Annotated in this window: 28 protein-coding genes; 12 read left to right on the forward strand and 16 right to left on the reverse strand. The window is 39.0% G+C overall.

Annotated elements, in window-relative coordinates; translation table 11 throughout:
• The first annotated feature begins 89 nt into the window (after nt 1–89).
• Together ACOWPH_RS00525 and ACOWPH_RS00530 are read left to right on the forward strand one after the other, a co-directional pair.
• Nucleotides 90–656, forward strand: coding sequence for a ParA family protein (locus tag ACOWPH_RS00525; RefSeq protein ID WP_280514232.1), 567 nt, complete (start codon nt 90–92; stop codon nt 654–656).
• Between the two features lie 2 nt (nt 657–658).
• Complete coding sequence (locus tag ACOWPH_RS00530) at nt 659–1,198, forward strand: ParB/RepB/Spo0J family partition protein (protein WP_015213485.1); 540 nt, start codon at nt 659–661, stop codon at nt 1,196–1,198.
• Here the strand turns inward: ACOWPH_RS00530 and ACOWPH_RS00535 are convergent.
• The 3 genes from ACOWPH_RS00535 to ACOWPH_RS00545 all read right to left on the reverse strand — a co-directional run bounded on the left by ACOWPH_RS00535 (nt 1,195) and on the right by ACOWPH_RS00545 (nt 4,037).
• The gene (locus tag ACOWPH_RS00535; RefSeq protein WP_081593666.1) at nt 1,195–2,175 is read right to left on the reverse strand and encodes an IS701 family transposase; all 981 of its coding nucleotides are present in this window, start codon (nt 2,173–2,175) and stop codon (nt 1,195–1,197) included. The two genes, ACOWPH_RS00530 and ACOWPH_RS00535, sit on opposite strands and share 4 nt — an antisense overlap.
• A 237-nt stretch (nt 2,176–2,412) precedes the next feature.
• On the reverse strand, nt 2,413–3,321 hold the full coding sequence (locus ACOWPH_RS00540; RefSeq protein ID WP_015213487.1) for a TauD/TfdA dioxygenase family protein: 909 nt from the start codon (nt 3,319–3,321) through the stop codon (nt 2,413–2,415).
• A 44-nt stretch (nt 3,322–3,365) separates the two neighbouring features.
• Nucleotides 3,366–4,037 carry a glutathione S-transferase family protein gene (locus tag ACOWPH_RS00545; protein ID WP_015213488.1) on the reverse strand — a complete coding sequence of 224 codons (672 nt, stop codon included), beginning with the start codon at nt 4,035–4,037 and terminating at the stop codon, nt 3,366–3,368.
• 371 nt (nt 4,038–4,408) lie between these two features.
• On the opposite strand from ACOWPH_RS00545, the gene ACOWPH_RS00550 reads away from it, so the two are divergent.
• A complete protein-coding gene (locus ACOWPH_RS00550; RefSeq protein WP_042465790.1) occupies nt 4,409–4,753 on the forward strand; it encodes a DOPA 4,5-dioxygenase family protein in 345 nt (114 codons plus the stop codon).
• A 62-nt stretch (nt 4,754–4,815) separates the two neighbouring features.
• A complete protein-coding gene (locus tag ACOWPH_RS00555; RefSeq protein ID WP_280514233.1) occupies nt 4,816–5,256 on the forward strand; it encodes an HAD family hydrolase in 441 nt (146 codons plus the stop codon).
• A gap of 58 nt (nt 5,257–5,314) precedes the next feature.
• Here the strand turns inward: ACOWPH_RS00555 and ACOWPH_RS00560 are convergent, their stop codons facing one another.
• The 4 genes from ACOWPH_RS00560 to ACOWPH_RS00575 form a co-directional block, all read right to left on the reverse strand.
• The gene (locus ACOWPH_RS00560; protein WP_277882404.1) at nt 5,315–5,449 is read right to left on the reverse strand and encodes a hypothetical protein; all 135 of its coding nucleotides are present in this window, start codon (nt 5,447–5,449) and stop codon (nt 5,315–5,317) included.
• Entirely contained in the window at nt 5,430–5,750 is a 321-nt protein-coding gene (locus tag ACOWPH_RS00565; RefSeq protein ID WP_199327494.1) for a type II toxin-antitoxin system VapC family toxin, read from the reverse strand. Before ACOWPH_RS00565 ends, ACOWPH_RS00560 begins: the two co-directional genes overlap by 20 nt.
• A gap of 8 nt (nt 5,751–5,758) precedes the next feature.
• Entirely contained in the window at nt 5,759–5,995 is a 237-nt protein-coding gene (locus ACOWPH_RS00570) for an AbrB/MazE/SpoVT family DNA-binding domain-containing protein (RefSeq protein ID WP_015213490.1), read from the reverse strand.
• Nucleotides 5,996–6,071: 76 nt separating this feature from the next.
• On the reverse strand, nt 6,072–6,278 hold the full coding sequence (locus ACOWPH_RS00575; protein WP_015213491.1) for a hypothetical protein: 207 nt from the start codon (nt 6,276–6,278) through the stop codon (nt 6,072–6,074).
• Between the two features lie 294 nt (nt 6,279–6,572).
• Here ACOWPH_RS00575 and ACOWPH_RS00580 point away from each other — a divergent pair, with 294 nt between their 5' ends.
• The gene (locus ACOWPH_RS00580) at nt 6,573–6,713 is read left to right on the forward strand and encodes a hypothetical protein (RefSeq protein ID WP_015213492.1); all 141 of its coding nucleotides are present in this window, start codon (nt 6,573–6,575) and stop codon (nt 6,711–6,713) included.
• Here ACOWPH_RS00580 and ACOWPH_RS00585 read toward each other — a convergent pair.
• From ACOWPH_RS00585 to ACOWPH_RS00600, 4 genes are all read right to left on the reverse strand, one after another.
• The gene (locus ACOWPH_RS00585) at nt 6,710–7,111 is read right to left on the reverse strand and encodes a PIN domain-containing protein (RefSeq protein WP_015213493.1); all 402 of its coding nucleotides are present in this window, start codon (nt 7,109–7,111) and stop codon (nt 6,710–6,712) included. The two genes, ACOWPH_RS00580 and ACOWPH_RS00585, sit on opposite strands and share 4 nt — an antisense overlap.
• A complete protein-coding gene (locus ACOWPH_RS00590) occupies nt 7,104–7,376 on the reverse strand; it encodes an AbrB/MazE/SpoVT family DNA-binding domain-containing protein (protein WP_015213494.1) in 273 nt (90 codons plus the stop codon). Before ACOWPH_RS00590 ends, ACOWPH_RS00585 begins: the two co-directional genes overlap by 8 nt.
• A 93-nt stretch (nt 7,377–7,469) precedes the next feature.
• On the reverse strand, nt 7,470–7,802 hold the full coding sequence (locus ACOWPH_RS00595) for an XRE family transcriptional regulator (RefSeq protein WP_015213495.1): 333 nt from the start codon (nt 7,800–7,802) through the stop codon (nt 7,470–7,472).
• A gap of 191 nt (nt 7,803–7,993) precedes the next feature.
• Nucleotides 7,994–8,119 (reverse strand): hypothetical protein, encoded by a 126-nt coding sequence (locus ACOWPH_RS00600; RefSeq protein WP_277882405.1) that lies wholly within the window; start codon nt 8,117–8,119, stop codon nt 7,994–7,996.
• Nucleotides 8,120–8,425: 306 nt separating this feature from the next.
• Here ACOWPH_RS00600 and ACOWPH_RS00605 point away from each other — a divergent pair, with 306 nt between their 5' ends.
• From ACOWPH_RS00605 to ACOWPH_RS00635, 7 genes are all read left to right on the forward strand, one after another.
• On the forward strand, nt 8,426–9,769 hold the full coding sequence (locus tag ACOWPH_RS00605; protein WP_015213496.1) for an LLM class flavin-dependent oxidoreductase: 1,344 nt from the start codon (nt 8,426–8,428) through the stop codon (nt 9,767–9,769).
• A 98-nt stretch (nt 9,770–9,867) separates the two neighbouring features.
• Nucleotides 9,868–11,232, forward strand: a complete 1,365-nt coding sequence (locus ACOWPH_RS00610; RefSeq protein WP_015213497.1) for an LLM class flavin-dependent oxidoreductase — start codon at nt 9,868–9,870, stop codon at nt 11,230–11,232.
• Between the two features lie 251 nt (nt 11,233–11,483).
• Nucleotides 11,484–13,022: an amidohydrolase family protein gene (locus ACOWPH_RS00615; protein ID WP_015213498.1), complete on the forward strand. Its 1,539-nt coding sequence runs from the start codon at nt 11,484–11,486 to the stop codon at nt 13,020–13,022.
• 230 nt (nt 13,023–13,252) lie between these two features.
• Nucleotides 13,253–13,915: a dienelactone hydrolase family protein gene (locus tag ACOWPH_RS00620; RefSeq protein WP_015213499.1), complete on the forward strand. Its 663-nt coding sequence runs from the start codon at nt 13,253–13,255 to the stop codon at nt 13,913–13,915.
• A gap of 227 nt (nt 13,916–14,142) precedes the next feature.
• The gene (locus ACOWPH_RS00625) at nt 14,143–15,141 is read left to right on the forward strand and encodes an aldo/keto reductase (protein WP_015213500.1); all 999 of its coding nucleotides are present in this window, start codon (nt 14,143–14,145) and stop codon (nt 15,139–15,141) included.
• Nucleotides 15,142–15,268: 127 nt separating this feature from the next.
• Complete coding sequence (locus ACOWPH_RS00630; protein WP_015213501.1) at nt 15,269–16,309, forward strand: aliphatic sulfonate ABC transporter substrate-binding protein; 1,041 nt, start codon at nt 15,269–15,271, stop codon at nt 16,307–16,309.
• A gap of 83 nt (nt 16,310–16,392) precedes the next feature.
• On the forward strand, nt 16,393–18,225 hold the full coding sequence (locus ACOWPH_RS00635) for an ABC transporter ATP-binding protein (protein ID WP_015213502.1): 1,833 nt from the start codon (nt 16,393–16,395) through the stop codon (nt 18,223–18,225).
• Here the strand turns inward: ACOWPH_RS00635 and ACOWPH_RS00640 are convergent.
• The 5 genes from ACOWPH_RS00640 to ACOWPH_RS00660 form a co-directional block, all read right to left on the reverse strand.
• Complete coding sequence (locus tag ACOWPH_RS00640; RefSeq protein WP_015213503.1) at nt 18,206–18,574, reverse strand: type II toxin-antitoxin system RelE family toxin; 369 nt, start codon at nt 18,572–18,574, stop codon at nt 18,206–18,208. The two genes, ACOWPH_RS00635 and ACOWPH_RS00640, sit on opposite strands and share 20 nt — an antisense overlap.
• Nucleotides 18,567–18,812: a hypothetical protein gene (locus tag ACOWPH_RS00645; RefSeq protein ID WP_015213504.1), complete on the reverse strand. Its 246-nt coding sequence runs from the start codon at nt 18,810–18,812 to the stop codon at nt 18,567–18,569. Before ACOWPH_RS00645 ends, ACOWPH_RS00640 begins: the two co-directional genes overlap by 8 nt.
• Nucleotides 18,813–18,932: 120 nt before the next feature.
• Entirely contained in the window at nt 18,933–19,655 is a 723-nt protein-coding gene (locus tag ACOWPH_RS00650; protein WP_015213505.1) for an IS1 family transposase, read from the reverse strand.
• Nucleotides 19,656–19,853: 198 nt separating this feature from the next.
• A complete protein-coding gene (locus ACOWPH_RS00655) occupies nt 19,854–20,045 on the reverse strand; it encodes a phosphoadenosine phosphosulfate reductase family protein (RefSeq protein ID WP_242043057.1) in 192 nt (63 codons plus the stop codon).
• 125 nt (nt 20,046–20,170) lie between these two features.
• Complete coding sequence (locus ACOWPH_RS00660) at nt 20,171–20,425, reverse strand: helix-turn-helix domain-containing protein (RefSeq protein WP_250973255.1); 255 nt, start codon at nt 20,423–20,425, stop codon at nt 20,171–20,173.
• Nucleotides 20,426–20,564: the final 139 nt, after the last annotated feature.

The following is a 20,564-nucleotide window of genomic DNA, read 5'->3' on the forward strand; positions in this document are numbered from 1 at the left end:
AATTCAAATTTTGACGATTACCATCGGCTGACGTATCAACCACTTTAGTTAAGGTATTATCAAAAGATTTCTAAGGAGATTGGGATTTAATTTCGGTTTGGGAACAATCAAAAACTCAAGTTTGTCAGGGACATCCACTTTTAGCGGAAATAGCCAATGAATTAGTTATCCGCAAACGAGGAGAGTACACACTAAGCGATCGCTTAAAAAAATACCCTTTGCCCCACAATCTAGTAATTTTGGATTGTCCGGCTACTTTAGGAATGTTAAATGTTAATGCTTTAGCTGCCTCAACCCATATATTAGTTCCCGTGCAATTGGAAATGAAAGCCATTTCTGGTTCAGCAGAATTAGTAGAGTGGTGTATTTCTACAGGTGATGAGTTACATTTAGAACCTCGCCCACCCATCTTGGGATTTGTGCCAAGTATGTATGATGATACCGTGGCAATGCACAGGCAATATTTAGAGCAATTACCAGAGATTACCGAACATTTACATTTAAAACTTTATCCTAAAGTTCGCAACTCAAACGAATTCAAAAATGCCAGCGCTCACGGCTTACCTTTACAAAAATACCGTCCCAAACATCCTGCCTGTAGAGATTTTCAACAAATTACAGATGATTTAGCAGCTTTAATTCAGGAGAACAAATAATCGTGGCATTGCCTAAAATTGCTAACAAATTTAGCGGCGCAATCCAAAAAACAGAGCAAGAGCAAAAAATTGCTGAACTGCAAGCCGAGATAGAAAGATTGAGAGCCGCCCAATCTCCAGATTTAGAAAATGAATTGCAAGAACTCCGAGAACAGCTGCAAAACCAATCAGGAGAATCACAAATTGATTTAGCTCTCATTGATCCTAATCCTGATCAGCCCCGGCAAACAATTACACCAGAACTTATACAAGCGAAAGCCCGGTTACTAAAAAAACATGGACAAATTTCAGCAGTAATTCTGATACCACAGGGGAATGGTCGTTACACCTTACTAGATGGACAACTCCGGACTGAAGCAGCTAAATTGCTGGGGTGGTCAACTATTTGTGCAGTCATAGCGGCAATGCCTAAAGACTTAGATCAATCGGCATTACTAACTTTTCTTGGCTTTGAAGATTTGAATCCTTTAGATAAAGCAGAGGCAGTATTTAAAGAAGTTAGGACTTACGCATTGACAAAAAATAGCATCTATGTAGTCTAGATAATGGCATCCTTGCGAAGGTTGGCAAAAATATGCTCACGGACAACAGAAGTAAACAGATTCCTCTGTACTTCATACCAGTTGCTAATTATATTTTCAGAGCGCATAAACTCCAATTTCACAAATGCTTGAAGTGAACAAAATATGTGAGTTTTGATTGCACAGGTATCTCTAACCATGAATCGACAAATTCCACATACTTGTTTTATGGCTCGATGAAATGTTTCAATACCCCAATGGGTATCATGAATTGTGACGAAGGTACTTCTGGTTATGTCTTTGATTTTTTCCTCATCTGGCAGATATAAAATATAATGTCTAGAGTCTTCTTTTTTAAAGTCTTTCCTAAACAACTTTATAAATCCAAATTCTTTCAGATGAGTTCTTAATCCTTCTTCAGGAATATCCAAAATGCCTACTTGGCAATACTTTTGCGGCTCATTTGAAACAGTTCTATTTTTTTCAATTCCGAATAGGAAACCCAATTTCTGGTTTTTTAGAAATTTTAAGTTTTCTACTCCTGAGTACCAACTATCTCCTGTTACCATTCTGGGTTTGACTCCCCAGCTTATTATTTCACTTACCATTTCTCTAAAATAATCGTTTTTTGTTTTTCCCTCCTTTTTATCATATATTCTGTAATTAATTGGCACTGAATTACCATTAATATCGCTGTAATATAGAGTGATTAAATTTAAGCCAATAATAGTTTTATGGGCTTTCCCTGACCAAAAATAACTGATTAATTCCGCATTTTTAGGGTCGCTGTAAATCTTTTCTATGACTGTATCATCTACACTTAATATCCCCCCTACCAGATTGATAATTTTCTCTATTATGCTGAATAAATCTTTTGGTTCATATCTCTCTCTCAATAAAAAGCGATTGACACTATCATGTGAAACATCTCCCAATATCTCGGCTAACCTACTGCACCCTCCATACTTTGGCTCTGACAGCAAAAATAAGGTGTAGATGTCTAGATTGCATTGTGCTGTCGTTCGCGTTAGCGTTGCGTAGCAAGGGTTTAGTAATTTCTCTCATTTTTCCATACCCATTACTAGACAACCCTTATTTATCAATGCACTATTTTGTTATTCTGTCAATGCGTAAGTCCTATAATTTTCTAATTACAGTGTAGAGACGTTTCATAAAACGTCTCTACATTTCTACATTATCCCCCATTTTTCCTGAGGTAATGGAGTTGAGTTAGGTTAAGCAGCTACAAGATTGGGAATATATGCCGAAGAATCACCTTTAATGGCTTGACTATACTTACCATCAATACCTAAAGGAATATCACCAGCAATGGTTACACGCTGTACCCGACGGGGTTGATCTCCATAATCTGCGATCGCATAATGTTGAGTAGCACGATTATCCCAAAACGCCACATCACCAACTTGCCAACGCCAACGCACTGTATTCTCAGGTCGTGTAATATAAGATTGCAACAACCGAATAATATCCCCTGATTCAGTCGGAGATAAACCACGCAACTGACGCACAAAACCACCAATAAACAAACCTTTTTCCCCAGATTCAGGGTGAATTCTCACCACCGGATGCAAGGTTTCATACACAGTAGAAGTAAAAACATCTCGGTAAGATTTCACTGCTTCTGGTAAGTCAAAGGCTGTGGCATAATCATAAGCATTGCTGTGTACAGCCCAAAGTTTATCAGCTAAATTGCGCAAATGTTCCGGTAAATCTTGGTATGCAGTCACTGAATTTGCCCAAATCGTATCCCCTCCAGCAGGTGGAATTACTAGCGCCCGCAAGACCGAACCAAGGGGCGGACGATCCACAAATGTGACATCGGTGTGCCAGTTATTTGCACGAGCAACAGTGCGTCCATAATCCAAATCCAACACTTCTGGATGTCCAGGTAGAGAGGGAACAGTAGGGTGTGCGGTAGTTATTTCCCCAAAACGACGAGCAAAATTTACTTGTCCATTAGCATCAAGTTCTTGGTTGCGGAAGAAGATGACTTTATATTGAACTAAAGCTTTTCTAATTTCGCTGATGATGTCATCACTAAGATGATCAGCTAGGTTCACACCTTTAATTTTTGCACCGATACGTCCAGCAATTAGTTTGATTTCTATGTTTTGATAACTCATAAGTCTGTGTTCTCAATTTAGGAATAGTTGAATGCAGCGTTTCACTAAGCAGCGACGGGGACGGGAGTAGCAAATTTAGCATATCGCTCAATATAAAATTCTTTGGAGTGAGCGATCGCTTTCACTGATTCACGTTCTTTGAGCGCGTGTTTCCACTGTTTCACACGAGTGAATTCAGCAGGGATACCAAAGCTACGATAATGCTTAAGTGCAGCCCATCTTTCAAACCAGGGGAAAAAGGTAAAATCAACCAAACTGATAGATTCACCAAACCAGTAGGGACCATCTCCAGAAAGTTTCCCTAAACCTTCATTTTCAATAAATTCTAGATGTTTGTAGAGTTCTTGTTTCGCTTCTTCTTGTTTTTGGAAATCTGGACTACGTAACAGCGTAGAAAAAGCAGGAACTAATCTAGTATTGGCAAAATCTATCCAAATCCGAGCCTGAGCTTTTGCAATAGGGTTGCTAGGTAAAAGCGGTGGATTGGGAAATACTTCATCCAGATATTCGTTAATAACTGCTGATTCCCAAACTCGATTTTCCCCATGAGTAATTGCAGGTACTTTTCCATAAGGAGAAACTCTTGTAAAACCTTCTGGTTTATTCTGCAAATCAATTTCAATCAAATCGAAATCAATACCCTTTTCTTGAAGTACCAAGCGGGTACGGTGAGCATAAGGACAAACAACCGCACTATAAATCTTAATGTCAGCCATGTTTAAATTCCTTAGTAAATTAGGATTTGCATTTGGGTATGGGGAATTTTTTACATCAAAAACGCCCAAATCTTAAATAATCAGTAGTTACTGGCAATAACGAGATCAGCGCAGACATGACTATTGCCAGTTATCTGTGCATCACCCTTGACGGGGTTGAATAATTTATTGACGACTTGAGACAAAATAAAAACTACAGTTTGTTGACCGAGTTACTGGTGATTGTTTTATTAGTATTACATGACTAGAAAGAAATTTCAAGTGGTTTGACAAGAAAATAGATGTTTAACCAAATTTATGGCTGACTAATGATTAGCATATCTAAATAATTGTTAAGTTATACTTGAGAACAAAAGATGAAATCAAAAACTATGAATACAAATACTGACATTACTGGTTTTCATGCACATATTTATTTTGATACCGCTAGTCTTGAAGCAGCTACTCGTGTAAGAGAAGGGTTAGGTGCTAAATTTGATGTAAGATTGGGACGTTGGCATGAACAGCCTGTAGGACCACACCCCAAATCAATGTATCAAGTTGCTTTTTTACCACATCAGTTTAGTGAAGTTGTGACTTGGTTAATGCTTAACCGTGAAGGTTTAGATATTTTGGTTCACCCAGAAACGGGAGATGATGTCAAAGATCATACAGATCATTCTCTGTGGTTGGGAGAAAAACTACCGTTGAATATTGAGTTTCTACAAAGGTTATAGCAGGTGACAGGGAACAGGTGACAGTGTAGGCAATTTCACTATATCGTAGTCGCCTTTCTACGATTGGGTTATTTGAAAATTCACTTTATCCGCAAATTCCCGAAACCCTAAAAATTATTCGTGCTGCTGGTTATCAAACTTTTGTAGCGACTTCTAAACCTCAGATTTATGCTACGCGCATTATTGAATATTTTGATTTAGCACCTTTGTTTAATGGTGTTTATGGTAGTGAATTAGATGGTAATAGAAGTGTGAAAGGTGATTTAATTTCCTACATTATAGATAGAGAGAGCCTTTTACCTTCTACTGTTGTTATGGTAGGCGATAGCGAAGCGCTGCTGCAAGCAGATCGCTCTCATGATATCATTGGGGCTAAGAAAAATAATATTGCTTCAATTGGTGTGACTTATGGTTATGGAAGTAGGGAGGAATTGGAAACTCACGGTGCTGATTTGATTGCTGATTGTCCAAAGGAAATTCCCACATTACTGCCTTTGATTTGATTAAGATACAAAATTTAAACCTATTTAGTAATAGCAAGAAATGAAAACAAATTCATGATTAAGGGACTATTACTAATTGAGCAATTTGATTACTCAATCGTGTAAAGTCTTTAGCATTCAAAGTAACTATCTGATCTATATTATGTTTAATGGCAATTTGAGCAATTAAAGCATCATAAATTACACCACCCATAATATTTAACTTCACCATTTCGTTCAACGACTTGCTGATAATCTTCTGTAGTTAGAGGAATAATTTCAAAATGTTTTAAATTAGTATCAATCAGTTGTTTAGTGATTCGAGGAGATAGACGAGGTTTAATAGGAAGACTTGTTAAAACTCGATAAAGTTCTGCTAATGTTCTAGTACAAATTATTCCTTGAATTGCTTGTGTTTGTACTTGTTGTAGCCAAGGCAAACATTTTTGATGTTCTGGATGTTCTAACCATAACCCTGCTACAATCACAGAAGTATCAAATAATACTTTTATCATCTAATTTTTTAGTATCGTAATTTCTCAATCAGTGTATTAATATCTTCATCAGCAGTTAAAGTAGCAGAAAAAGTTAATATACCGTCTTCTTCTAATAGTTCAACATCTTCCGTAATGGGTGTTAAAATTAGCCTTCCTGCCTCTATTTTTAAGGATAATTTAGACTCTTCATTTAGTCTTAATTGTTGTCTTAAATTTTCAGGAAGAGTGATTTGTCCATTTTTAGTGACTGTTATAACTTCCATTATTGTTTTGTTTGATTTTTTTGCTTATTCCAATTATACAATAAATTTACATTGTGTGATCATCAGTAGCGTGTTGTTATCCTTCTTCTTCAACTTGGAGGAATAGGAAATTTGCAATGCCATTATCATCACAAAATCTACCGATATTATCAAGTCTCTCAAGCGTGGCAGGAATAGATACCCTTTCATCTGATCCATCCATACCAGTAAGCGTTACTTGTCCATGAGAGATTGGTATGTAATTTCCTTTCTTTTGTTGACAGGCAACTTGAAGCATTGACATCAAGTTTTTTTGTTTTCCAGATTTAGCTTTTACAAGTTCTTTAAGTTCTAAATCTGTCCATAGTAATTTGGAACTCCGATATGTTTTATCGAATTCATAAGTATCCCTATGCTAGATACAGGTAGATGCCCAAGAATCAAAATGAGGTGGCTCTTTTCCAGGTTTATGTGCCAATATAAAAAGTTCCCAAATAGCTGCTTGTTTTATCCATTTTGACTGTCGTTGTAACTGATGGCTAAAGTGAGAGATACATGAATTTGACCCTAATTTGCAATTTCCCTGATAAGTATCCCAATGCTGACGCTTATTGAATGGATTGAAGAACAAGCAATTTTAGAGTTTCTTGATTTTGCATCAATTTACCGAAACAGCTATGAACGAAATTATCAATCAGAAAATGTTAAAAAGTATTTGTCAAATGATGATGAACTTTAACGAATCAAATTAATTGTAATTCCCAGAGATAAACTACACCATACTTTATCTGCTGTTAATACAGGTAAATTCAAGCGTTTTCCTAAAGCAAGACAAGCACGATCTCCTAATGATAATCCTGCACTTTTTGTTAAAGGTCGAAATTTAGCTATGATTATAGCATCTTCCTCATTGCAAGCAATAATTTCTAGACTATTTTCTAATAATCCTTCATCTCTCAATCGTTTAATAATTTCGTCTGGTGATTCTCCTAAATCAACAATTTTTGACAATACCTCTACCCAATTAATAATACTGATATAACACCCATTAATCAAAGCATTTTCTACAATTTCTGCTCCTGGTTCATCTCTAAGATAAGCTAAAAAAGCAGAAGCATCTAAGACAGATTTATTCACTTAAATACTCCTGTCTGCGTTCCTGGATGAGTTCATCTACCAAGTTTCTATCAGGTGATTTATCTTTTAATAAACCTCTTAATTTTTTAACTTGTTGTTTGAGACTGACTAATTGGAGTTTACCATTATCTTCCAGAGTTAAAATTAATCTATCTCCAGATTCTAAATTAAGTATTTCTTGGATTTCTTGGGGTAAAGTTAAACGTCCTTCCGGTTCAATATCAAGTGTATAGTGTTGAGGGATTGATGAATTAGCAAGTGTCATAGTTTGATATTTCCTTGTTTTCTACCTATTTCTAGTTTAGCAAAACTCTAAAAGTTAAAAAATAAATCTCAGCTTTTGCTCTATCTTCAAACCCTACTCATCAATCTCCATTGCCAAATCTTCAAAATTAGTAATTGTCACTTCCACATCAGGAAATATTGCCGTTATTTTCAACTCTCCTCCCATAGCTTCAATAACTTGTCGCAGATGACTAACATACATATCAGTACGATTCTCTAATCTAGAAATAGCGGGTTGTTTAATTTGCAACTTTTCAGCTAATTCAGCTTGAGACATTTTTAAAGATTGGCGTAATTCTGCTAATGCCATTTCTTCTTTTAATTTAGCTGTTTGACTGGCAATTTGGGCTTTTCTTTCTGCGGAGAAATCTTTAGTAAGATTGCTAAACTTTTTATGTCCTGTCATATTAAACCCTCTCGACTAATTTCTTGAAGATATTCTTCATAAAGACGATCTGCTATAGGAATATATTTTTCATAAAATCGTTAGTTCAAACTCATTCGTATATTCTATTTCCCAACTCACGTTTTATTATATTACGTTGATGTAATAAATCATAGCTCTAATTTGTCAATTTTCACAACGAATAAAATTTTTTACTTATCACTGAGTGATTTTTGACTAAAAAACTTACTAGTATAGTACGCTAGTCCTATATTTTGTGCAAATTGAGCGATCGCGTTCTGTCTACCAGATGCGATCGCACACCCTAAAGCCGTCAAATACTTAGAATATCTAAAAATTAGCTAACAATAAATTTAGCTCGCCATATTTTTATAAAAGGTACTTGCTTTTTCATGAGAGTTGTGAGATTCTACTATTAATCTACGCTAATCCAGTCGAGATACAGTAGTTTTATCAACAACCCACAACTAACGCTAATGCCTACAACTATGGCTAAGGAGTTCAAAAAGCTTTCCCAACAAATAAATATGCGGTAGTCACATTGATATATATGACAACTGCCAGACAAGAAAATTTTTATCATCCTATATTCATTTAGTAAAAAATATTACTTGGAGTCCAATATGAGCCAACAACAAAAACAACTAAGACTAGGTGCATTTTTACCCGGAGCAGGTCAGCACGTTGCCGCTTGGAGACATCCCCAAGCACAAAGTAATGGCGCTCTCAACATTGAGCATTATAAGCAGATAGCCCAGACAGCCGAACGTGGTAAATTCGACGCATTTTTTCTCGCCGACGGTTTAGCCTTACAACAACGCCGTGGTGCGGAAGGACGCACAGCCTTCGGTGGGGACTTTGAACCTGTCACCCTCTTCTCAGCCTTGTCTGCGGTGACAGAAAAGATTGGTTTTATCGCCACTGCTTCTACTACTTATGAAGATCCGTATATTCTCGCACGCAAATTTGCTTCCTTAGATCATATTTCTGGGGGAAGAGCCGGCTGGAATGTAGTCACAACAGGAAGTAGTGAAACAGCCGGCAATTTCGGTTTGGAAAACCATCCTATTCACGCAGATCGCTATATTCGCGCCCATGAATTTATTGATGTGGTGAAAGGTTTGTGGGATAGCTGGGAAGACGATGCTTTTGTTCGTGATAAGGAAACAGCTTTTTACTACGACCCCAATAAAATACATGAACTTAACCATAAAGGCAGATTTTTCTCCGTGCGCGGACCATTGAATATTGCCCGTCCGCCCCAAGGTTATCCTGTAATTGTCCAAGCAGGTTCTTCTGAAGATGGTAAAGAACTGGCGGGAAGAACTGCGGAAGTTATATTTACTGCTCAACAAACCCTAGAAGATGCTCAAGCCTTCTACGCAGACGTTAAAGGTAGATTAGCAAAATATGGCCGCACACCAGACCAACTCAAAGTTATGCCCGGTGTCTTTCCCGTAGTTGGTATCACAGAGGCAGAGGCAAAAGCCAAGTATCAGGAACTACAGGATTTAATTCATCCTCAAGTTGGTTTGGCTTTATTACAGGGACTCATAGGCACGGATCTTTCCTCTTATCCTCTGGATGGACCACTACCAGATTTACCAGAAACCAATGATAACAAAAGCCGCCAAGCATTATTAATTGATATTGCTCGTAAACACAATTTTACCATTCGTGAGCTTTATCAATGGATTGCGGGAGCGCGTGGTCATTGGACAATTATCGGTACACCAGTGCAAATTGCAGATCAACTGGAAAGCTGGTTTGTTAATGATGCTGCTGACGGCTTCAATATTATGCCTCCTTATCTTCCCGGTGGATTAGATGATTTTGTTGACTTGGTAATTCCTGAACTACAACGGCGGGGCTTATTTCGTACTGAGTATGAAGGAACAACTCTGCGTGAAAATCTGGGTTTATCTCGTCCAGTTAATCAATATCAAAAGGTATTAGCAGCAGTTTAAAAATTGGGTTTCGCGCAAAGTCGCAAAGGAGCAAAGTTTTAGATTTTAAATCTAAGGTTGAGCCAATTTGTAATTACACTATACAAAGATAAAAATATATGAGTGCAAAACGTCAGTTTCGGTTAGGTGCATTTATTCAAGCTACTGGTCATCATATTTCTGCTTGGCGACACCCCAATACACAAATAGATGCAGGTTTGAATTTTGAGCATTACAAAGAAATTACTCAAACTGCGGAACGGGGGTTATTTGATGCGGTTTTTCTAGCAGATAGTCCAGGAATTTGGGGTGGTTCTCCTGAAACTCAAATTCGTAATGGGAAAATAGCTCATTTTGAGCCTGTTACTCTATTTTCTGCCTTATCCTCTGTCACCAAAAACATCGGTTTTATTTCCACTGCTTCTACTACCTATGAAGAACCGTACACATTGGCACGGAAGTTTGCATCCCTAGACCATTTGAGTAAGGGACGTGCGGGATGGAATGTAGTGACTACAGGGAATGAAAATGCGGCGGCTAATTTTGGACTGGAACATCATCCAGAACACAGCCAACGTTATGAACGGGCTGAAGAGTTTGTGGAAGTGGTGCAAGGATTGTGGGATAGTTGGGAAGATGATGCCTTCATTCGTGATCGAGAATCTGGTGTTTATTTTGATGCTGATAAACTGCACACATTAAATCATAAAGGCAAACATTTTTCTGTTAGGGGTCCTTTAAATGTAAGCCGTCCACCCCAAGGCTACCCAGTCATTGTTCAAGCCGGCGCTTCTGAACCAGGAAGAGATTTAGCTGCTCGTACTGCTGAGGTAATTTTTACAGCTAATCAAACCTTAGCTGATGCTCAGGAATTTTATGCAGATGTCAAAGGGCGGCTGGCGAAATACGATCGCTCCCCCGATGATCTCAAAATCATGCCCGGTGCTTTTCCCATCATCGGACGAACTGAAGAAGAAGCTCAGGAAAAATACGAGTTTCTGCAATCTTTAATTCATCCCGATGTAGCTTGGGGAATCCTCAGAAATTATTACAAAGGTGTGGATTTATCACAATACTCCTTTGATGATTTAGCACCGGAATTGCCTAGTGATACTAACAATAATAAAAGTCGCTTGAAACTGGTCACAGATTTGGCTACTCGCGGTAGTCTTACCCTACGTCAATTGTACCTATCTTTGGCAACAGCACGGGGTCATCGTACCATTTTGGGTACTCCTGAAGCGATCGCTGATCAATTAGAAGAATGGTTTATCAATGGTGCGGCGGATGGTTTCAATATTATGCCACCGATCCTACCTACAGGGTTGGATGAGTTTGTCAACTTAGTCATTCCTGTTTTGCAAAAACGTGGATTATTCCGCACTGAATATGAGGGTAGTACCTTGCGTGAAAATCTGGGTTTACGTCGTCCAGTTAACCGTTTTGCTGTGAAACAACAGGAGAAAACGCTGGCATTTGCGTGATTTTTACAGATCTCCGACTGCTTCAAGAAGTCGGGGGGATCTAAACCACCCCGTCAGCACAGACGTTAAAAGCCTACCGGAGTCTATGCAGACTATCGGAAAGTTAGGCTTGTCCAAAAGACAAGAATCTCACGTTTAAAACTCAAGTCAAAATCAGCAGCACGATTTCCCACAGATTCCCGATTTTTTGAAAATTCATAACTTTTAGAAGTCAGGTATCTAAATTGTCTTGTAACTTTTCTAAGGAAAATATGACTAAATATAGCAAATTAAAAAGCTCTCCCTCCGCCGCAGTTAGAGCCAATCTGGATTATCCTGTCATTGATACTGATGTTCACACTAATGACTTTACTCCTGCCCTTGAGGATTATATTGCTCACTACGGCGGTGTGAAGCTGGTAGATGAATTACGCAAGGCTGAATCTTCTCGTCTTAATTCCAAGTCTGAAGGTAAAGACTGGTATGAACAAACTCCAGAAGAACGCCAGTATAATCGCACATTGCGATCGCCTTGGTGGGCTAGAGTTACCCGTAATACCTTAGATTTGGCTACCTACACTCTCCCTGCATTACTCTATGAACGTCAAGCAGAGCAAGGTTCAGACTATTCAGTATTATTTCCTAATAATGCCTTAGCTGCGGCTGGTGCAAGTAAGGAGAATCGGCAATTATTGCAACGGGCGATTAATCACTATCACGCCGATATTTACCGCAAATATAGCGATCGCCTGACAGTAGTAGCTGGTATCCCCATGACTACTCCCCAAGAAGCGATTGAAGAGTTAGAGTTTGCAGTCAAAACACTAGGATTGAAGGTAGCTAACATTCCTGGTGGTGTAAAAAGACCAATTAAAGCGATCGCAGATAAATACCCAGCCGATCAATTCCCTGAAATTGGCAAATATGCTTCCTACATTGACTTCTTTGGACTAGATAGTGAATACGACTATGATCCCTTCTGGGCTAAAGCCGTCGAATTAGGCGTACCTCTCACCACTCATTATGGTAGTCAAGGATGGACTGGACGCTCCTCCATCAGTAACTACATGAACAACCACATCGGTCACTTTGGTGATGGTTCACAAGCATTTGCGAAAGCCTTGTTCTTTGGTGGTGTAACTAGAAGATTCCCACAATTGCGTGTGGGGATGCTTGAAGGCGGTGCAGATTGGGGCGCTCACGTCTACATTCATTTGGTAGATCGTTTCTCCAAACGGAGTTTAGAAGGATTGCAAAACTACAATCCAGACCTCACCAACGCTGATGAGTTGTTTGAGTTATTTGCAGAGTATGGTGGAGAAATTACTCAAGGATATTCTCTCAGCAAAGAAGAGTTAACCAAGAGTGTATTGGGTTCTTCCTTCAACCGTCATAGCCGTTCACCAGTGGGTAGTGAATTGGAAGATTTTGGTGCAGCAGGGATTCAGTCAATTGAAGATATCCGCGATCACTGGGTGAACAGTTTCTTCTTTGGTTCTGAATCAGATGATCGTACTATAGCTGCGGCATTCAACGACAAAGCCAACCCATTGGGAGTCAAGCTTAACGCCATTTACTCCTCCGATGTTGGTCACTGGGATGTACCCGATCTCACCGCACCTTTAGCTGAAAGCTGGGATTTGGTCAGAGAAGGCGTAATTTCTGAAGCTGATTTCAAAGCTTATGTATTTGGCAATCCCCACAAATTCTACACCCAAGCCAACCCCGATTTCTTCAAAGGTACGGCGGTAGAATCCAAACTACCTAAAACCGAATCTCAACCAGTAGATAAGACCTTGGTAGCTGTGTAAATAACCTTGTAAACCACTAGAGACGTTCCATGGAACGTCTCTACATCAATAGATAATGAGGAAGACGAACCACAGAGGCACAGAGGACACGGAGAAATTAAGAAGAGAGAAGATTAGATTGTAGACGTTCCATTTAACTTCTCTACAAGGCTTCTGGAAAATGCAGATTTAATTTTCACCAGATGTTTATTGTCAGGTATTTGCAAACGCACATTTGAGGATTTAAAACTATGTCAGTTGAAAAAAGATCCCACGACACCAGCAATGGTTCATTACCTTATATTTTCTCTTCTGCTAATACCGATAAACCCGCCCCTTTAGTATTATTTCTGCATGGAGCAAAAGACAGAGGAACAGATATTAATGTTTTACTAAAATGGGGTTTCCCTCTTTTCGTAGATTCATCAACATCCTTACCCTACTTCTTTGTTGCCCCTCAACTTCCTGAAGGACAGACTTGGGTAGATAGAGCAGAAGATGTAATTGCTTTACTTGATCATATCATTGCCACCCAACCCGTAGATCCATCCAGTGTGATCATATCTGGATTCAGTTTAGGAACGGCTGGAGCTTGGCATATCGCCTCTTCCTATCCAGGTCGCTTTGCCGGTTTAGTAGCCACATCAGGTCGTGTACCCCAAACATTAGAAGCAACCCAAATAGCTGCACTCAAAGAAATTTCAATCCAAATATTCCAAGGTGCAAAAGACGAAAAACTTTCAATTGAGGGTACACAAAATATTGTTAATATCCTGCATGAAGCGGGAGCAAAAGTAGATTTTACTGTATTACCTGAAGGCGATCATTTTATTGCTGATGAAGTTTACAGTAACCCAACATTGCAACAATGGCTGGTTTCACAAAGCCTTCGTCAGCCGGCTGTAGTAAGTTGAATCAGAGAATAATAAGCCAATATTATATGAGGCTGCCCAGAATTATGAAATCAATAAATTTATCCCTCTTTATCCGCGTTAATTTGCGTTTATCTGCGGTCAATTATTATTGATATCTTATTTTATGCAGCTTCAAATTAATTTGGTACATATATTTAGACCATACTCTTGCTTCTCTACTTCTTTGCGCCTCTGCGTGAGATAAAAATTCTACAACTAATATTTTCATGACATTACCAAATACTAAACTCGGTCAAACCGGACTCACCGTTTCTCGACTCGTTCTCGGTACAATGACCTTCGGACTACAAACCGATGAAGAAACTTCTATAAAAATCCTCGATACCGCAGCCGAAGCAGGAATAAATTTTCTTGATACAGCCGATGTTTATCCCCTTGGTGGTGGACTACCCACTGCTGGACGCACGGAGGAAATTATTGGCCGCTGGTTAAAAGGTAAACGCGAACATTTTATTGTTGCTACTAAAGCCGTCGGTAAAGTTGGGACTGCACCTTGGGATCAAGGATCTTCACGCAAACATATTTTAGATGCCATAGATGCTTCCCTGAGACGATTGGGAACTGATTATGTTGACCTGTATCAATTGCACTCTGATGATGCTTCAACTCCCCTCGATGAAACTCTAGAAGCACTCGATACAATAGTTCGGGCTGGTAAAGTACGCTATATCGGAGTTTCCAACTTCTTAGCTTACCGATTAGCCCGCGCTTTGGGTCGTGCAGATGTGCGTCATTTGACTCGTTTTGTCTCCATCCAACCCCGCTATAATCTCTTATTCCGAGAAATTGAGCGAGAATTATTACCCTTAGCGCAAGAAGAAGGACTGGCTGTAATTCCCTACAATCCTTTAGCAGGTGGACTGCTGACAGGTAAACATAATCTTGCTGGAGGACCCACCGCAGGTACTCGTTTTACCTTGGGTGCAGCCGCAGAACGTTATCAAGAACGTTATTGGCGCGATCGCGAGTTCAATACTGTGGAGGAATTACGCACAGTCGCTGATCTCGCAGGATTATCTCTCACTACTCTAGCTTTAGCTTGGGTTTTGGCTAATCCAATTATTACAGCCCCCATTATTGGTGCTAGTTGTCCAGAACAACTTGCTGACAGTCTCAAAGCTGTGGAAGTCAAACTAGATGACAATTTGAAACAAAAATTAAACGACATCACCGCCGAATATCGTAGGGGAGATTCTCTGCGTTAGAACCGAATATTAACTCTCTTCCAAACCTTGAATTTTGAATTGGTGGTCAGGATCTCAACGCCCGAATTTTTGCTAGATGACCACCAAAAGTTATTTAAATCAGAAATATCTCGTGGATAAAACAGCTATGATTAAACGTCGTCGTTTTCTCAATTTTGCTACATCAAGTCTATGTGGTTTTTCTATGGCATATCTGTTAGGAAGTTGTAGCGACCAAAACCCGGAGGACGTGGCAAAAAGTCCCAGTTCCTTGGATATAAAAACTAAGGTTCTCCGCATGGGTTATCAAAGTGCGGGGGATCTATTCAGAAATCGCAAAGTTTTAGAGAAACGCTTAGAGCCGTTGGGAATTAAGGTGGAATGGGCGCAATTTGCCCAAGGTCCTCAACTTATGGAAGGGATGCGTGTTGGCAAAATTGATGTGGGATCAGTGGGAGAAACACCACCAATTTTTGCCCAAGTAGCTAGTTCCAATCTTGTTTATGTGGTGGGTACACAAAGAACCGCAACTACAGGAACAAGTAGTGTTATTGCCGTACCACCGGAATCTCCACTGAAGAAGTTTGAGGATATTAAAGGGCAAGAAGTATATTTTCAAAAAGGCTCGGCATCCCACTATTTTATTCTCAGAGCTTTGCAGTCAATTGGCTTAACTATCAAGGATATTAAAATCAAAAGTCTGCCGACTGTCGAGGCATCTGGTGCTTTTCTCCAAGGTAAAATTCCCGTTTGGATGACGAATGATCCATACTATGCGATCGCTGAAAAAGCGGGTCGAATTCGTGTCCTCAAAAATTCTGTAGGGTTAGATTCTCCTGGTGGTTACTATATTGCTGATCGAAAATTTGCCAAAGAAAATCCTGGCTTACTCAAAATTATTATTGAAGAACTTCATGCTCTCGATAAATGGGCAGATGGCAATCGAGATGAAGTGGCTAAGTTGATGATCACTGAACAAAAGTTAGATCAAGATGTGGCTGCAAGAGTGATATCTCGTCGTTCTTTTGCCGGACGTAGAGGACTCAGCCCTGCACTAATCGCTGAACAGCAACGGGTGGCAGATTTGTTCTTTCAAGAGGCTGTTATTCCTAAAAAAATCAACATTAAGGAAGCCTTACTTTCACCTGATTTATATGCTGCAATCACACCACCAGAAATTATGGTTTAGCAAATAGTACCGCTATGTTACTCAATTTAATACTATCGGACGGTTAATCCAGCCGTCTATTTTTATTTTTTACAGCAGCTAAAATGACTAAAAAGGTAAGACTTTCTAAATCTTTTCAACGCGCTCCCAATGCGCCAAACTTGCCAGACACTCCCTTCCAATTTATTTGTTATTTCGTTAATCAGTTCCGCTGGTGGTATGTGTTAATGGTGTCTCTGGAAATCATACACGCCACCTGTGGGATAATGTTGCCCTATGCGATTGGTGAGATGATCCGCAGTGTCACACGCTCCACAGGAGACAGCAAACTCATTTTTGATAGCTTGAAGCAACCCTTGATCCTGTTCACATCCCTGAGTATAGGTGAAGTGGTATTTGGGCGATCGGCTGGACTGTTGCAAACTATTCTCCATCCTATCCACAGACAGCATATTGTGCGATCGCTCTATGCCTATTTACAACAACATTCCCATCGTTATCTTAGCAGTAGTTTTGCTGGCGCATTAGCACATCGGATTGCGGAAACTTCCCTGGGTGTCACGCAAACCATGCAAATGACGATTACTGAATTTATGCCAGTAATTATCGTTTATATCGTCTCTACAATTTTACTCTATCGCGTCTATCCTCCTCTAGCTGCATTTGTGGGAATTTGGGCAGTTTTATTTATCAGTATTTCCTTCTGGTTAGCGACTCGTTGCCGAATTTATGCACGGAAAGCCGCAGGAGCTAGAAGTGAAACCACTGGGATTATTGTAGATTCGGTGACAAATCTCACCAGTAGCCGACTATTTGCCCGTTTGGGTTTTGAACGCCGCTATTTGAATGAACAATTAAAGCGCGAACTCAAAGAGGTAAGAAAGTCTAACTGGTATTCTGAACAAATACGCTGGTTTCAGTTTATCTCAGCAGCAGTTCTGAAAATCGGCACTTTGTATTACTCTCTTTCTCTCTGGAGTCAAGGAAAAATTGCTACGGCTGACTTTGTTGTTGCTACCAGTTTATCACTGTTAATCATTAGTGAAGCCCGCAATTTAAGCAAACGGTTTTTGGAATTGTTTGAACATATTGGTAATATCGCCAATGGTGTGAATACTATCATTCAACCCCATGAAATTATTGATCGGGACAATGCTATAAATCATGCCATCACTAAAGGTAGCATTGAGTTTCGGCAGGTGCATTTCAGCTACTCATCAGAGAAGACTGTATTCACTAATCTCTCTGTCACCATTCAACCAAGAGAGCGCGTTGGACTGGTGGGTTTTTCCGGTTCTGGGAAATCTACTTTTGTTAATCTGATTTTGCGTTTATTTGACCCTCAATATGGACAAATATTAATTGATGGGGTGGATATCAAAGATATGTCTCAGGAAGCCCTACATTCGCAAATTAGCTTGATTCCTCAAGATCCTTCTCTGTTTCACCGAAGTTTGCTGGAAAATATTCTCTATGGACGTTTAGAAGCATCACAGGCGGAATTGATAGAAGCATCACGGAAAGCTTATGCTGACGATTTTATTGCCCAAATGACGGAGGGTTATGATTCTCTGGTGGGAGAACGTGGTGTAAAATTATCTGGGGGACAAAGACAACGGATTGCGATCGCCCGCGTTATCCTCAAAAATGCACCGATCTTAATCTTAGATGAAGCCACTTCTAGCCTTGATTCCATTACCGAAAAAGCGATTCAAGATACTTTAGACACAGCAATGAATGGAAAAACGGTAATTGTGGTGGCACATCGTTTATCTACTATCGCACATTTAGACAGGATTTTGGTGTTTAATCACGGTCGCATTATTGAAGATGGTACACACTCTCAATTATTGGCTAAGGGTGGCGCTTATCACAGATTATGGCAAATGCAAGCCGGTGGATTTCTGCCAGTATCAACTAATAATCATCCTCTGTAGGTAATGTATCAAAATTATTAATAATTTGGCAAATTTCAGACACTTCAATATTACTTTGATCTGATTTTGAGTAAATGTCCAGTAAAACAACTAATGTAGTATTTGCAATCCAGTATATTAAACGATAACCTCCACTTTTACCTTTTTGACTATCACTATTTTTAACCCGCACTTTCATGACTGTGAACCCAGTTCCAGGAATTTGATCACCTGGAAATTCTCCCATCTGTAACATTTCTAAAATCGGCTGGAGATCCACTTGAATTTGGCGGTATTTTTTGGCTAAAATTCTCAGTCTCCGCCTAAATTCAGGTGTTAATCTAATTTCGATTAAAAAAGAATCAGTCAACGTTAATGTCCTCCCAAAGTTGAGAAATTGGGAGAGTTTGTCCCGTTACAGCTTGTTGCCAAGATTTGCGAAAGCTTTCAGATGAAAAATCTGTATCATCTTTTATATCGTTTTGAGTTTGAACTTCCAGAGAATGGGTTTTTTGAATACTGATGGATAGTATTTTTAGCAGTTCAAGCTGCTCTACTAATGAGAGATTTTGAGCAATATTGATAGCTTGTTGAAGTTGTGATGTCATAACATACCTCCTTTTTTTATTTTACATGATTTGTTATCATCCAGTTTACACTAGACAGATGAGAGCAACTAATAGCGAGTTTTACTATTAGGTAGTGGTAAATATGTAGTGATAATAAAATTAGGCGCTACAACAAGAATTATAATGATGAATAAAATACCAGATAGCACCAATATGATTATCTAACTTTTTAGAGAAGGATAAAGTCTTTCTAACCAAACGAGAAATTCTTTGACGCATTGTATTATTAAAGCGTTCAATATGGTTAGTCTTGCCACTTTCTTTCCCTACTGCCTGATGACGTTTGCTAGGAATAACTTGTGCGTAAGCTGCCCAAAAATCTGTATAGCAAACAGCACATTGACGATAAACTGGTGGTAGAGAATTCCATAATCCCCTAGCGCCATCTTCACTGCGGTCGCCTATGTAAACTCCAACTATTTCTCTAGTTTTTTTATCCAAAGCTAACCAAATCCATTGCTTATTACCCTTATGACCTACAAATGACCAAGCCTCATCACACTCAATAGTCAATTTACCTCTTGGTTTGGCTGAAACATTTACCTGAGTCGGAATCTGGGCATATTTATTATTCACATATTTTTGCAACCAAGTCTCTGAAACACGAGCAGCACGAGCAATACCTGCGAGAGGTATTTTCTCAAGTAAAAGTCTATCAATCAGTTCTATAGTATCTTTGCTAATAACTTTATTAGTGGGATTTTCTATAAACTGTCTTTTGCAGTTTTGACACTGGTATTTTGGTTTTTGATTATGAATCTTCCCATTTTTGACAATGTGTTGAGAACCACAATTGGGGCAAGTAGGTCTGGAGATTGACATCAATACTGAAATAGTTGAATTTAAAAACACTGATACTATACTACATATAACACTTAACACGTTCTCGCTAAATCATATATTTAGAAACTTTATACTTTAGAGGAGTTTCAATTAGTTGGTTAAATGTAATTCAAATTGCAACGGCTACAAATGAATAATTTGAGTTAGAAAATATAAGATTTCACTACATATTTACCACTACCCCTGAATTTTAATACCCAAACGTGCCTTGATGCGGTCAAGATATTCGTAAGTTTCTGGTAGTTCTTTATGGGTGTCGCAAAAAAAGTATTCCATTTCTGGAATTTCCTTATGCAGTAATACTGCTAAAGCCGTACTATCTTTCCCTCCTGAAATACCTAATATGTGTCTAACATTCTTTTGTGCCATGATTATTTTTGAGTGTTGCTTGATGAATGTATCAATATTTATCGAACTTTAGCAAGTATATGAGAGTTATGTGTAGCATTTTTCTGCTTTTATTTGTTTGCATTAAGTTCGTGCAAATTTAGTTTTTATTTAACCAAATACTTCCGTAACAAAATTTTTCCCTGTTCCCCCCATTCCCCAAGCTTCTGCTCAATCTTGTCCATAGCCATAGGTGAAGACTTGGAGCGGCCATTCTCCCAACGGTTAATAGTGCCATAGGTCACGCCTAGATAAGCTCCGAACTGTTCTTGAGTAAGTCCAGTCAACAGGCAGAACTCCCGAATTAGCCCCCCAATTTCGGGTTGTTTGACCACCAATGGTCTTTTTAACATCTGGTTCATTGCCTGATGTAACAAGTGATATACTAGTTAACATTCTAATCACATTCAAGCGTAGTTGCAAACACTTTCTTGGTTTAGTTTCGTTCCTAAATAGATAAACACTGTAATGAAACTTCAGTAAAAATCTAGACACTGCTAA

The sequence above is a fragment of the Anabaena sp. PCC 7938 genome (assembly GCF_049315035.1).
Lineage (GTDB): Bacteria > Cyanobacteriota > Cyanobacteriia > Cyanobacteriales > Nostocaceae > Anabaena > Anabaena cylindrica.

What these genes read in the sequence shown, in the direction of transcription:
- ACOWPH_RS00540 (WP_015213487.1), bottom strand. Translation starts at nt 3,321, where the DNA reads ATGAGTTATCAAAACATAGAAATCAAACTAATTGCTGGACGTATCGGT.
- ACOWPH_RS00545 (WP_015213488.1), bottom strand. Translation starts at nt 4,037, where the DNA reads ATGGCTGACATTAAGATTTATAGTGCGGTTGTTTGTCCTTATGCTCAC.
- ACOWPH_RS00550 (WP_042465790.1), top strand. Translation starts at nt 4,409, where the DNA reads ATGAATACAAATACTGACATTACTGGTTTTCATGCACATATTTATTTT.
- ACOWPH_RS00560 (WP_277882404.1), bottom strand. Translation starts at nt 5,449, where the DNA reads ATGGGTGGTGTAATTTATGATGCTTTAATTGCTCAAATTGCCATTAAA.
- ACOWPH_RS00565 (WP_199327494.1), bottom strand. Translation starts at nt 5,750, where the DNA reads ATGATAAAAGTATTATTTGATACTTCTGTGATTGTAGCAGGGTTATGG.
- ACOWPH_RS00570 (WP_015213490.1), bottom strand. Translation starts at nt 5,995, where the DNA reads ATGGAAGTTATAACAGTCACTAAAAATGGACAAATCACTCTTCCTGAA.
- ACOWPH_RS00575 (WP_015213491.1), bottom strand. Translation starts at nt 6,278, where the DNA reads ATGTCAATGCTTCAAGTTGCCTGTCAACAAAAGAAAGGAAATTACATA.
- ACOWPH_RS00580 (WP_015213492.1), top strand. Translation starts at nt 6,573, where the DNA reads ATGCTGACGCTTATTGAATGGATTGAAGAACAAGCAATTTTAGAGTTT.
- ACOWPH_RS00590 (WP_015213494.1), bottom strand. Translation starts at nt 7,376, where the DNA reads ATGACACTTGCTAATTCATCAATCCCTCAACACTATACACTTGATATT.
- ACOWPH_RS00595 (WP_015213495.1), bottom strand. Translation starts at nt 7,802, where the DNA reads ATGACAGGACATAAAAAGTTTAGCAATCTTACTAAAGATTTCTCCGCA.
- ACOWPH_RS00605 (WP_015213496.1), top strand. Translation starts at nt 8,426, where the DNA reads ATGAGCCAACAACAAAAACAACTAAGACTAGGTGCATTTTTACCCGGA.
- ACOWPH_RS00610 (WP_015213497.1), top strand. Translation starts at nt 9,868, where the DNA reads ATGAGTGCAAAACGTCAGTTTCGGTTAGGTGCATTTATTCAAGCTACT.
- ACOWPH_RS00615 (WP_015213498.1), top strand. Translation starts at nt 11,484, where the DNA reads ATGACTAAATATAGCAAATTAAAAAGCTCTCCCTCCGCCGCAGTTAGA.
- ACOWPH_RS00620 (WP_015213499.1), top strand. Translation starts at nt 13,253, where the DNA reads ATGTCAGTTGAAAAAAGATCCCACGACACCAGCAATGGTTCATTACCT.
- ACOWPH_RS00625 (WP_015213500.1), top strand. Translation starts at nt 14,143, where the DNA reads ATGACATTACCAAATACTAAACTCGGTCAAACCGGACTCACCGTTTCT.
- ACOWPH_RS00630 (WP_015213501.1), top strand. Translation starts at nt 15,269, where the DNA reads ATGATTAAACGTCGTCGTTTTCTCAATTTTGCTACATCAAGTCTATGT.
- ACOWPH_RS00635 (WP_015213502.1), top strand. Translation starts at nt 16,393, where the DNA reads ATGACTAAAAAGGTAAGACTTTCTAAATCTTTTCAACGCGCTCCCAAT.
- ACOWPH_RS00645 (WP_015213504.1), bottom strand. Translation starts at nt 18,812, where the DNA reads ATGACATCACAACTTCAACAAGCTATCAATATTGCTCAAAATCTCTCA.
- ACOWPH_RS00650 (WP_015213505.1), bottom strand. Translation starts at nt 19,655, where the DNA reads ATGTCAATCTCCAGACCTACTTGCCCCAATTGTGGTTCTCAACACATT.
- ACOWPH_RS00655 (WP_242043057.1), bottom strand. Translation starts at nt 20,045, where the DNA reads ATGGCACAAAAGAATGTTAGACACATATTAGGTATTTCAGGAGGGAAA.
- ACOWPH_RS00660 (WP_250973255.1), bottom strand. Translation starts at nt 20,425, where the DNA reads ATGAACCAGATGTTAAAAAGACCATTGGTGGTCAAACAACCCGAAATT.